The sequence below is a fragment of the Streptomyces sp. NPDC059092 genome (assembly GCF_042756365.1).
Lineage (GTDB): Bacteria > Actinomycetota > Actinomycetes > Streptomycetales > Streptomycetaceae > Streptomyces.
The window spans coordinates 1-11,615 of the sequence record NZ_JBHZEJ010000120.1 but is presented as its reverse complement, the minus strand read 5'-3'; the positions used below and the strand labels follow the sequence as shown (position 1 = coordinate 11,615).

Below are 11,615 nucleotides of genomic sequence, written 5' to 3'. Positions count from 1 at the left end.
GGCGGGGCCGGGCCCCGCCCGCGGGACCGGACCGAGCGCCACGACCAGCCCCGCGCCGAGCAGCCCGAGCATCAGGGCGTCGTTGTGGGCTCCGGCGACCAGGTGGAGCAGGACGAGCGGGTTGAGCGCGCCGAGCCAGAGCGCGGCGGACCGCGGGACGCCGCAGCGGTCGGCGAGCGGCGGCAGGCAGAGGGCCATCAGGCCGACGCCGAGGAGCGCGACCAGGCGCATGCCGAGGACGGCGGCGGAGACGTCGGTGGGGGCGAGTCCGGCCGGGACGAGGTCGGCGGCCCGGGCGGCGACGGCCAGGAAGACCGGGCCGTACGGCGCCGGGGTGTGCAGCCATACGGGCGCGACCTCGGCGGCGAGCGGTCCGCCGAGCAGCGCGGGCCCGTGGGTGTAGACGTCGATCCGCGCGTCGACCATGGCGCCCTGCGCGAGATAGCTGTACACGTCGCGGCTGAACAGGGGCGGTCCGAGCAGCAGCGGCGCCGACCATACGGCCAGGGTGGTCAGCAGTTCACGGGGCGCGGGCGGGCGCGCGGAGCGCACCGCGCGGCCCAGCCACCACCAGGCAGCGATCAGCAGGACGAGGCCGAAGTACGCGCACAGCAGGCCCAGGGCGCCCCGGCCCGAGGTGGCGGGCGGCGTGTCGCGGAAGGGCAGGGCGCCCGCGGTCAGTCCGCCGGCGGTGATCGCGACGGTTCCCACGAGCCCCACGATCCGGCACCGGTCCGGGTTGACATCGGCGTTCAGGGCGAGCATCTGTGGAGGCTCGCAGGAGGGGGTGGCCGACAGGCGACGCAGGCGCCACGTCCCGGTGGCAGCCGGCTGGCCACCGCCTGAAGCCGCGCGTCCGGGCCGGCGACCGCCTGAAGCCGCCGCCCGGACCAGCCGGCGGCGCCCGGCGGCCCGGACGGGGCGGACGCCGGGCGCCCGAGTGCCCGGTGTCCGCCCCGTCCGGGAACACCGCCCGCGATCAGGCGCGCGGCGGCAGCGTCCCGTCGCGCGTGAGCTTCGCGTACCAGTGCGCGCTGGACTTGGGGATACGGCGCTGGGTCGCGTAGTCCACGTACACCGCGCCGAAACGCTTGCTGTAGCCGTACCCCCACTCGAAGTTGTCGAGCAGCGACCAGAGGAAGTAGCCGCGGACGTCCGCCCCCGCCTCGATCGCCCGGTGGACGGCCGTGAGGTGGTCATGGAGGTAGGCGATCCGTTCCGGGTCGCGGACCTCGCCCTCCGGCCCCGCGTAGTCGTCGAAGGCCGAGCCGTTCTCGGTGATCACCAGGGGCAGCGCGGGGTGGTCGTCCCGTACCCGCAGGAGCAGTTCGTACAACCCGCTCGGGTCGATCGTCCAGCCCATGGCCGTCCGGTCGCCGGGGGTCTGGTGGAAGGCGACGTGGGCGGCGCCCGGCCAGGGGCTGTGGTCGCTCGCGCCGTGCCCGTCGGCGCCGTGGACGGGCGGTCCGTCGTGGTGGGAGACGAGGGTGGGCGAGTAGTAGTTGACGCCCAGGAAGTCGAGCGGCTGGTGGATCCGGGCCGTGTCGCCGTCCTGGACGAAGGACCAGTCGGTGACGGACTTGGTGTCCTCGATGACATCGGCGGGGTAGGCGCCGTCCAGCATGGGACCGGTGAAGATCCGGTTGGCGGTGCCGTCGATCCGGCGGGCGGCGTCGCGGTCGGCCGCGCTCCCGGTGAGCGGGCGTACGTGGTGCAGGTTGAGGGTGACCGAGACCTGGGCTCCGGCCGGCAGCCGCTCCCGCAGCGCCGCGACGGCGAGCCCGTGGCCGAGGTTGAGGTGGTGCGCGGCGCGCAGCGCGTCGGCGGGGTCGGTACGGCCGGGGGCGTGGACGCCGGAGCCGTAGCCGAGGAAGGCGCTGCACCAGGGCTCGTTGAGGGTGGTCCAGGCCTTCACCCGGTCGCCCAGGGCGTCGGCCACGAGGCCCGCGTACTCGGCGAAGCGGAACGCGGTGTCCCGCTCCGGCCAGCCGCCCGCGTCCTCCAGGTGCTGGGGCAGGTCCCAGTGGTAGAGCGTGACGACGGGCTCGATGCCCTTGGCGAGCAGCGCGTCGGTGAGCCGCCGGTAGAAGTCGAGTCCCTTCTGGGACGCGGGGCCGGTGCCGGTGGGCTGGACGCGCGGCCAGGAGACGGAGAAGCGGTAGGCGGAGACCCCGAGGGCGGACATGATCTCGATGTCCTCGGGCCAGCGGTGGTAGTGGTCGGTGGCGATGTCGCCGGTGTCGCCGTTGCGCACCCTGCCCGGCGTGTGGGAGTAGACGTCCCAGATGGAGGGGGTACGGCCGTCCTCCTGGGCGGCTCCTTCGATCTGGTACGCGGCGGTCGCGGTGCCCCAGAGGAAGTCGGGCGGGAAGCTCAGGGGTGCCGCAGGGTCCAGGGCTCGCCCGGTGAGAGGTGCTGAGGTGGCCACGAGGGTCCTTCCGCAGAGATCGAACGGTGTGGTGCGTCGGATGGATGGGGGGAGGCGCGGGCGGGAGAGCCTCGCACGGCTGGGTGAGGGGGCGTCAGCCCTTGACCGCGCCCTGCATGATGCCGCCGACGATCTGCCGGCCGAAGACGAGGAACATCGCCAGTAGCGGCAGGGTGCCGAGGAGCGCGCCGGCCATGATCACCGACTGGTCGCGGACATAGCCCGCGCTGAGCTGCGTGAGGGCGACCGGCACGGTCGGGTTGGTCATGTCCAGCGCGATGAAGGGCCAGAAGAAGTCGTTCCAGGCGTGCACGAAGGTGATCATGAAAAGGACCGCCATCGGGGGCCGGGCGATCGGCAGCACGATGGACCAGAAGATCCGCAGCGAGTGGGCCCCGTCGAGGCGTCCCGCCTCGATGAGTTCGTCGGGCAGGGCTTCCTTCAGGTACTGGCGCATGAAGAACACCCCGACGGCGCTCACCAGCGTCGGGAAGATGACGGACGGGAGCTGCTGCCCCCAGCCGAGGTCGGCCATCATCATGAACAGCGGTACGACACCGAGCTGTGGCGGCACCATCATCGTGCCGATGACCAGCATCAGCAGGATGTTGCGGCCCTTGAAGCGGAGCTTGGCGAAGGCGAAGCCGGCCAGGGTGGCGAAGAAGACGGTCGAGAGGGCGATCACCCCGGCGACGATCAGGCTGTTGACCATCGCCCGGCCCATCGCGGCGTCCGACCACGCCGTCCCGAGGTTCTTGAACAGGTTCGGCCCCGGCAGGAACGGCGGCGGCGTCTGGGAGACCCGGGTGTTGTCCGTCGACGCGGCCACCATCGTCCAGTACAGCGGGAAGAGGGAGACCAGCGCGGCGAACCCGAGCAGGACGTACGCGAGGGGTCCCGCGTGGTGCTGGCGCCCGGCTCCCGGCCGCAGGATCCGGCCGAACCGGCGCTGAACGGGGGCCTGCGGAGGGGCGGTCCGGTCGTGTACGCCCGCCCGGACCTGTGCGATGTCGGTGGTCATGGGGGTGCTGCTCCCTGGTCAGGACGTACGGGACGAGAAGCGGGCGATGGCACGCTGGAGGACGAAGACGAGGATGAGGATGAGGAACATGGCCCACGCGATCGCCGAGGCCCGCCCCATCTGGTAGTTCTTCCAGCCCTCTTCGTAGAGCAGCAGGCCCAGCGTCTGGTACTGGTTGTCGGCGCCGCCGCTGATGCCGTTGGGGCCCTGGCCGAAGATCAGCGGTTCGCCGAAGAGCTGGGTCGCGCCGATCGTGGAGAGCACGATCGTGAAGATGATCGTCGCGCTGATGCCCGGGACGGTGACGGTACGGAACTGCTGCCAGCGGGACGCGCCGTCGATGGCGGCGGCCTCGTACAGGTCCTTCGGTATGGCCTGCATGGAGGCGAGGTAGAGCAGGGCGTTGTAGCCGGTCCAGCGCCAGATCACGATGGTGGAGATGGCGAACTGCGCGGGCCACTTCTGGCTCTCCCAGTCGACGTGGTCGATGCCGAACAGCCCGAGACCCCAGTTGATCATGCCGAAGTCGCGCTCGAAGAGCATGGTGAAGACGAGGGCGGCGGCGCCGATCGACGTCGCGTACGGGGTCAGGACGGCGACCCGGAAGAACACCGAGCCGCGCAGCCGGTAGTTGAGCAGATGCGCGAGTCCGAGGGCCATCAGCAGCTGCGGGACGGTGGAGATGACCCCGATGGTGAAGGTGTTGGCCAGCGCGTTCCAGAAGCGGTCGTCCTCGAACAGCTCCGTGAAGTTGGCGAGCCCCCGCCACTCCATGGTGTCCATCGTGGACAGCTCGACGCGGTGCAGCGAGATCCAGAAGGTGTAGAGGAGCGGGTAGAGCCCGAAGGCGGCGAAGATCAGGAAGAACGGGGCGATGAAGCCGTACGGCACCGCCCCGAGGTCCAGGCGGTGCAGAAGGTTGCGCCGCGACTGCCGGGGCGCCCCGCCGCCGGCGCCGCCCTTCGCGGGGGGACCGGCTGACGCGGGGTGCGGCTGCCCGCCGGTGGGGGCTGCCGGGGTGGAGGTGGCCACGCGGGCTTCCTTCCGTGGAGTGATCGGTGGGGCGGGCCCGGCCAGGCGGCCGGTGGGTGCGAGCACACACCGGCCGCCGGACCGGGCAGGAGGGTCGGAGCAGGGCGGCCCGGGTCACCTCAGGCCGGGAACGGCACGGCCGGCAGGGCCGGCCGGCGTCAGCGCGCCAGCTTCTCGATGCGCTCGTCCGTGGTCTTCCACGCCTCGTCCGGCTTCTTGCCCTGCTCGACGAGCTGGATCCCCGCCGAGAAGGTGTCCTTGATGCTGCCGTCCTTGCGCCCGAGGATCTGCTCGTCCGGGATCTCCTTGGCCGCGGCACCGAAGATCTGGCCGATCGGCGCGTCACTGAAGTACGGGGAGGTTCCCGAGGAGACCGCGGGCATGTCGATCGCCGTCTTCGACGACGGGAAGTTGCCGAGCTTCTCGAAGATGTACGCCTGCTGCTCGGGCGCGGTCAGCCACGCGACGAGCTTCTCCGCCTCCTTCTTGACCGGGCTCTTGTCCATCACGCCGAGGAACGCGCCGCCCCAGTTGGCGCCCTTGGGAGCCTTGGCCACGTCCCACTTGCCCTTGTTCGCCGGACCGGCCTTCTCGCTGATGTGGGCGAGCATCCAGGCCGGGCAGACGGTGGTGGCGAAGGTGCTGTTGGACAGGCCCGGGTCCCAGCCGGGCTGGAACTGACGGAGCTTCGCGGTCAGTCCGGACTCGGCGGCGTCCGTCGCGAGGGCCCAGGCGTCCTTGACGACCGGGTTGTCCTTGTAGACGAGCTTGCCGTCCTTGTCGTAGAACTGCTTGTCACCGCCGTAGATCATCGCGTTGAACAGCCCGCTGGAGGTGTCCATGTAGGAGACCTTGCCGTCCTTGGACTTCTCCTTGAACTGCCGTCCCGTGTCGACGTACTTGGACCAGTCCCCCGCCCACAGCTTCGCCACCTCCTCGCGGTCGGTGGGCAGCCCGGCCTGCTCGAAGAGGTCCTTGCGGTAACAGACCGCCATCGGGCCGATGTCCGTGCCGAGCCCCAGCAGCTTGCCGTCGGCGGTGGTGACCTGGCTCGACTTCCACGGCAGGAAGTGGTCGAGGTTCGCGGTCTTGGAGAGATCGGTGAACTTGTCGGCCTGGGTGTCCACCAGTTCCTTGGCACGGCCGATCTCTATGCCCTGGACGTCCTTGAGGCCGCTGCCCGCGGCGAGGTGGGTCTGGAGCGCGGTGTAGTAGGTCTGCTCGTCACCGGTCACATCCGCCTCGATCAGGATGTCCGGGTTCTCCTTCATGTAACGGTCGAGGAGACCGGTCTCCTTGTACCCCATGACCCCGAACAGGCCCAGGCTGATGACGGTCTTGCCGTCCTTCGTACGCGCCTTGTCCGTCTCCGAGCCGCCTCCGCAGCCGGCGACGAGGACGAGGGACACCGCGACCGAGGTAACGGATGCGAGGGTGGGACCGAAGCGTCTGCGGGCAGTGCCCATGTGGATTCCTCCTGGCAGCGGCGCACAGGCGGGCGCTGCTGCGGCTCTCACGGTCAGCTGAATGGGAGACCCGCTCCACGACGAAATGGGAGCGCTCCCAACGGGTTGTGGAAGACTCTCGGTGAACACAGGTCCGTGTCAAGAGTCGAAGTCGGTTCCGTTGCGCGAATGTGTCCGAACCCCGGCCGACCGCCGCCGGATCCCCCGGCGGCCAGCACAATCTCCTGGTGAGCGCCCCGGCGCCGACCAGGGGTAAGAGTCAGGAGACGTCATGAGCAGCCGTAAACCACCAGTCCGGAGGCCAACTCTTGAAGCCGTGGCCCAGCTCGCGGGCGTGGGGCGCGGCACGGTGTCGCGGGTCGTGAACGGCGCGCCGGGCGTGAGCGCGAGGGCCAGGGCGGCCGTCGAGGCGGCGATCGCGGAGCTCAACTACGTGCCGAACCCCGCCGCGCGCTCGCTGGTCACCAGCAGGACCGACAGCATCGCGCTGGTGATCCCCGAGTCGGAGAGCCGGCTGGCCTCGGAGCCGTACTTCTCGGCCGTCATCCGCGGCGTGAGTACGGAACTCGCCGACACCGAGATGCAGTTGCTGCTGATCCTGGTACGCAACCAGCGCGAGCGGGACCGGCTGACCCGGTTCGTGGAGGCGCACCGGGTGGACGGGGTGCTGCTCGTCTCGGTCCACCAGGACGACGCGCTGCCGGAGTTCCTGGAGAAGCTGCAGATACCGACGGTGCTGGCGGGGCGGCGCTCCCCATCCGAACCGCTGAGCCATGTCCGCTCCGACAACGCCGGAGGGGCGGCGCAGGCGGTACGCCATCTGCTCGGCCGGGGGTGCGCGGCGGTCGCCACGATCACCGGGCCGCTCGACATGGACGTCGGCGACGGCCGGCTCCAGGGCTGGCGCGACGCCCATCTCGAACGGGGCGCGACGGCGGACGAATCCCTGGTGGCTCTCGGGGACTTCACCGAGGAGGGCGGCCGGGCCGCCATGCGGGAACTCCTCGAACGCCGGCCGGATCTCGACGCGGTCTTCGCCGCGTCCGATGTGATGGCGGCGGGCGCGCTGACCGAACTGCGGGCGCGCGGCCGGCGTGTCCCGGAGGACGTGGCGGTCATCGGTTTCGACGACTCGATGGTCGCGCGCCACACCGTACCGCCCCTGACCAGTGTCGACCAGCCCTCCGAGAAGATCGGGCGGACCATCACCCGGCTGCTGCTGGACGAGATCAGGGACCCCGCCCGGCCGCGTCGGCAGCTCGTCCTGCCGACGACGCTCGTCCACCGGCAGAGCGGCTGACGCACGGCCGGCGTGCACCGGGCGTGTCACCCAGCAGGGCGACACGCCCGGGACGGGGCTCCGGTACGGGCGCTGCGTGGCGGAGGCCCCGTACGGGCGCTTCCGGGGCCGCGAAGCCCCGGAACGCTCAGCCGGTGGCCGCGAACGCGTCGACCCCGGTCAGCTCGGCGGAGAGGCGCCACAGGCGCGCCGCCTGCTCGGGATCGGTCGCGTAGCTCCGTACGCCCGTGCGCGGGCCGTCCTGCGCGGTGGGCTCGGCGATGTCGCAGTCCTCGCAGTAGACGCCGCCGGCGTCCGCGAGCCGGGGCGAGGTGGCCGCCCAGACCTGGGTGGCCGCGCCCTGCTCCGGTGACTTGAACGACGGGTGGAGCGGGTTGCCGTCCTCGTCGATCCAGCCGGCCTCGACCATCTCCTCCCGGGCGAGGTGGCGCTGGAGCGGGGTGAGGATGCCGCCCGGGTGCAGGGCGAACGCCCGTACGCCGGACTCCCTGGCCAGCTCGTCGAGGTGGACGGCGAAGAGCACGTTGGCCGTCTTCGCCTGGCCGTACGCCTGCCACTTGTCGTAGCCCTGCTCGAACCAGAGGTCGTCCCAGCGGATCGCGGAGTTGTGGTGCCCGGTGGAGGACACCGAGACGACGCGCGCCCCGCCGCTGGCGATCGCCGGCCAGAGCCGGTTGACGAGGGCGTAGTGGCCGAGGTGGTTGGTCGCGAACTGCGCCTCCCAGCCGGGGCCCACCCGGGTCTCGGGGCAGGCCATGATCCCCGCGTTGTTGATGACGATGTCGAGTGTCCGGTCCGTGGCGAGGAAGCGTTCCGCGAAGTCCCGGACGCTGTCGAGGTCGGCGAGGTCCAACTCGTCCACCTCGGCGTTCTCGATGCCGGCCAGTTCCTTCCGCGCGAGGTCGGGCCGCCGGGCCGGTACGACGACCCGCGCCCCGGCCCCGGCGAGCGCGCGCGTGGTCTCCAGGCCCAGACCCGAGTAGCCGCCGGTGACCAGGGCGAGCGCGCCGTCGAGGTCGATGCCGCGCAGCACGTCCCGGGCGGTGCTCGTGGCGTCGAACCCCGATCCGATCGCGTGCTGGGGCGTCCGGTGGAGCGCTGACTCATTCTGTGGCGTTGTCATGCGACGCAGGCTACGAATTGGAGCGCTCTCGAAGTCAAGCGCACCGGCGGGCCCCGGGCGCGGTTCACCCCACCGGGCGCCCGGTTGCGCGGGAGTCGAACGCGTCAGCGGACTTCGGCGCGCGACCCGCCCACGATCGGGTCAGTCATGCGTGGCCCGGACGGGTCAACTGCTAGGCAGGGACGTTCTTGTCCGTACCGGAGCTCTGGAGTCACCCATGTCGATCGACGCCCTTCTCGCCCAGGACCACGAGTCGCCCCGCGCCCACCCGCTCATCCCCGGGCAGGCGTACGACGGGGCCGCGCGCGGAGCGGCCGGCCCGGTCGAGGAGCGGAACCTCACGTTCGACGGGTTCCGCTACACCTGTCGCGTCGTGCACCGCGACGCCCCGCTGACGGAGCCGGTGGTGGTGCTGGGCGGCTCCTCCCAGGACCGTAACTCCTGGGTGCGGCACGAGAAGTGGCTGAGTCCGGTGGGGCAGGTGATCACGGTGGACCTGCCCGGGTACGGTACGGCCGACTTCCTGCCCGCCGCGTACGGCGTGGACTTCCTCGCCGCCGTCGTCCGGCACCTGCTCGACGAACTGGGCGTCCCGCGCGTCAACATGGTCGCCGCCTGCTTCGGCGGGGCGATCGGGGTACGGTTCGCCCAGCACTACCCGGCGATGGTCGCCCGGCTGATGCTGGTGGGCATGACCCCCCGGATCCCGACGGACTACGCGGCGGCGATGGAGCGGTGGGCCGTCATGATCGACCGCGGGGAGACCGAGACCATCGCCCGCGAACTGGCGGACCGTTTCATGTCGCCCCCCGGCACCGGGGTGGTCCGCAAGCACGCGGCCGTCTCCCGGCTGGTGTACCAGCAGATCGCCGGCCAGAACCCGGAGCAGCTCGGCAAGTCCGCCGAGCACAACACCCGGCTGATGCGGCACGAGTGGTACCGGCCCGAGCCGGTCCCCGCCGTACCGAGCCTGGTGGTGACCGGCGAGCACGACACGCTGACCACGCCCGCGATGGGGCGCGAGGTGGCCGCGGCGCTGCCCGAGGCGCGGTTCCTGACCATCGACGAGACCGACCATCTCGCCCCGGTGGAGCGGATCCCGGACTTCGCCGATCTGATGACACGTTTCTGCACCGACCGCCCGCTGGACGGACTGCCGTACGCCTGCCGTCCCGAGGTCCTGGGCACGGCGGTCGCCGGGGCGGCCCGTGGCGGCTTCGGTGGGCGGGCCGCGCTCTGACCGCCGCCCGGGCCAGGCCTCGGCCCGGGGACGGCGGTCGCGCGGCGGCCGGGGCCCGCCGGCGGGCGCCGACCGCGCCCGGTCCGGGCGTGGCCCCGTTCCGTACCGCTACGCGGCGAGTTCGCGCACCGTCGCCATGTCGCTGAACGGCAGGAGCCGGTCCCCCACGATCTGGTACGGCTCGCTCCCCTTGCCCGCGATCAGGACGATGTCGCCCTGCCCGGCCGCCTCCAGTGCGAAGGAGATGGCCGCGCGGCGGTCGGCGAGCCGCTCGAACGGGGTACCGGTCGCGGCGAGCCCGGGGGTGATCTGGTCAAGAATCGTCAGGGGGTCCTCGCCCCGGGGGTTGTCCGAGGTGAGGACGCACAGGTCGGAGTAGGTACCGGCGATCTCCCCCATCCGTGCCCGCTTGGTGTTGTCGCGGTCCCCGCCGCAGCCGAAGACGGTGATGATCCGGCCGTGGGCGAAGTCACGGATCGTGGTGAGCACCTTCTCCAGGGAGTCCGGCGAGTGCGCGTAGTCGACGATGACCGCCGTGCCCCGCGGGGTCTCGTACCGCTCGAAGCGCCCCGGGACCGGCGGCATCCGGTCGAGCGCTCCGACGAGGCCGGACAGGTCGTGTCCGAGCAGGTGGCAGGCGGCCAGGGTGGCCAGCGCGTTGGCGACGGAGAACCGGCCGGGCACGGGGATCGCCGCCGGGTACTTGCGCCCCTCGTGGTGGAGGGTGAAGCGGGTACCGAAGGCGTCCATGGCGAGATCGGTGGCCCGGTAGTCCGCCTCGGTGTCGAGTGCGTACGTCGTCACCGCGCCGGGCATCAGCGCGGTGATCCCGGCGCCCACCGGGTCGTCGGCGTTGACCACCGCGCGCTCGCACAGCCCCTGGAACAGCCGGAGTTTGGCGTCCCGGTAGTTCTCCATCGTGCCGTGGTCGTCGAGGTGGTCCTGCGTCAGGTTGGTGAAGATCCCGACGTCGACGTACGCGTGGTCCACCCGGTGTGTCAACAGGCCCATGGAGGTGGCCTCCAGGACCACCGTGGAGACCGCCCGGTCGCGCATCCGCCCCAGCAGGTACTGGAAGTCGGGCGACTCGGGCGTGGTCAGGACGGAGCGGGGCATGGGGATCAGCTCGTCGCCGATCCGGCTGCCCGCCGTCCCGATCACCCCGACCCTGGTGCCCTCGGCGAGCCGCAGCACGGACTCGACCATGTACGACACCGAGGTCTTCCCGTTGGTGCCGGTGACGGCGACCATGTCCATCCCGCGCCCCGGCTCGCCGTAGTACCGCGCGGCGACGGCGGAAGCGGCGGTACGGGTGTCCGCCACCCGTACGACACACACGTCCGTGTCCGCCCACACCGCCGTGCCGGCGCCGGGCGAGGCCGCGTCGACGAGTACCGCCACCGCGCCGCGCGCGAGGGCGGCTCCGATGGCCCCGGGGCCGCCCTCCCGGTGGCCGGGGACGGCGACGAACAGCGAACCGGGGGTGACCCGGTGCGTGTCGAAGCAGGGGCCCGCGGTGATCGCCGTCTCCGGATCGCCCCGCAGAATCTCGTGGTCGTACCCGGCGAGCAGCGTGCTCAGCTTCACGGGGGTCCTCTCGTGGTGGCGGGGGTGCGGGGCACCGCGAAGCGGCCCGGAGGGCAGCGTTCCACGGGGTGACAGGAGGGAAGGGATCCGACGGTGGTGTACAGGGCGCGGCCGGCCCTCGGCCGGATCCGGACGAAAGGCCTTACGGCCACGTGCGCGACAGTGAGCGGGCTCGCGGCGTCACGCGACTCCGCCCCCGGCGTTGTTCGTCAGCCGTGGCCGTGCAGGGCGAGACAGGCGGCCTCGGGCGCCGCCAGGGGGCCGGGCGTCGTGGCCGCCGCGCGGGCGGCGGCGCCGCACCGGGCGCAGGGGGCCCGTCGCAGGCACTCCCTCACACCACGTGGACAACCCATGGGGCGAGTGTACGGCCGCAGGAGCGCTCCCGGGACCGGGCCCAGGACGGAGCAGTGGGGCGGGC

10 protein-coding genes are annotated in these 11,615 nt (G+C 71.9%); 2 read left to right on the top strand and 8 right to left on the bottom strand.

All coding sequences use genetic code 11. From position 1 onward, the window contains the following. The 5 genes from mptB to ACFXPL_RS36195 form a co-directional block, all read right to left on the bottom strand. A partial coding sequence (gene mptB / locus ACFXPL_RS36215) for a polyprenol phosphomannose-dependent alpha 1,6 mannosyltransferase MptB (RefSeq protein WP_384927428.1) occupies positions 1-765 on the bottom strand: 765 nt, incomplete at its 3' end. Positions 766-979: 214 nt separating this feature from the next. Next, positions 980-2,428, bottom strand: coding sequence for a GH1 family beta-glucosidase (locus ACFXPL_RS36210; protein ID WP_384927427.1), 1,449 nt, complete (start codon positions 2,426-2,428; stop codon positions 980-982). Positions 2,429-2,522: 94 nt separating this feature from the next. Then, positions 2,523-3,449, bottom strand: coding sequence for a carbohydrate ABC transporter permease (locus tag ACFXPL_RS36205; RefSeq protein WP_384927426.1), 927 nt, complete (start codon positions 3,447-3,449; stop codon positions 2,523-2,525). 18 nt (positions 3,450-3,467) lie between these two features. After that, positions 3,468-4,481 (bottom strand): carbohydrate ABC transporter permease, encoded by a 1,014-nt coding sequence (locus tag ACFXPL_RS36200; RefSeq protein ID WP_384927425.1) that lies wholly within the window; start codon positions 4,479-4,481, stop codon positions 3,468-3,470. A gap of 158 nt (positions 4,482-4,639) precedes the next feature. Then, on the bottom strand, positions 4,640-5,947 hold the full coding sequence (locus ACFXPL_RS36195) for an ABC transporter substrate-binding protein (RefSeq protein WP_384927424.1): 1,308 nt from the start codon (positions 5,945-5,947) through the stop codon (positions 4,640-4,642). Between the two features lie 271 nt (positions 5,948-6,218). On the opposite strand from ACFXPL_RS36195, the gene ACFXPL_RS36190 reads away from it, so the two are divergent. Further along, positions 6,219-7,247: a LacI family DNA-binding transcriptional regulator gene (locus tag ACFXPL_RS36190; RefSeq protein ID WP_384927423.1), complete on the top strand. Its 1,029-nt coding sequence runs from the start codon at positions 6,219-6,221 to the stop codon at positions 7,245-7,247. Between the two features lie 127 nt (positions 7,248-7,374). Here ACFXPL_RS36190 and ACFXPL_RS36185 read toward each other — a convergent pair whose 3' ends face one another. Next, positions 7,375-8,370, bottom strand: coding sequence for an SDR family NAD(P)-dependent oxidoreductase (locus ACFXPL_RS36185; protein WP_384927422.1), 996 nt, complete (start codon positions 8,368-8,370; stop codon positions 7,375-7,377). 217 nt (positions 8,371-8,587) lie between these two features. On the opposite strand from ACFXPL_RS36185, the gene ACFXPL_RS36180 reads away from it, so the two are divergent. Beyond that, positions 8,588-9,610, top strand: coding sequence for an alpha/beta fold hydrolase (locus ACFXPL_RS36180; protein ID WP_384927421.1), 1,023 nt, complete (start codon positions 8,588-8,590; stop codon positions 9,608-9,610). Between the two features lie 108 nt (positions 9,611-9,718). Here ACFXPL_RS36180 and ACFXPL_RS36175 read toward each other — a convergent pair whose 3' ends face one another. Next, positions 9,719-11,197: a UDP-N-acetylmuramoyl-L-alanyl-D-glutamate--2,6-diaminopimelate ligase gene (locus tag ACFXPL_RS36175; protein WP_384927420.1), complete on the bottom strand. Its 1,479-nt coding sequence runs from the start codon at positions 11,195-11,197 to the stop codon at positions 9,719-9,721. Positions 11,198-11,406: 209 nt separating this feature from the next. Further along, positions 11,407-11,550, bottom strand: a complete 144-nt coding sequence (locus ACFXPL_RS36170) for a hypothetical protein (protein ID WP_384927419.1) — start codon at positions 11,548-11,550, stop codon at positions 11,407-11,409. Between the last annotated feature and the right edge of the window lie 65 nt (positions 11,551-11,615).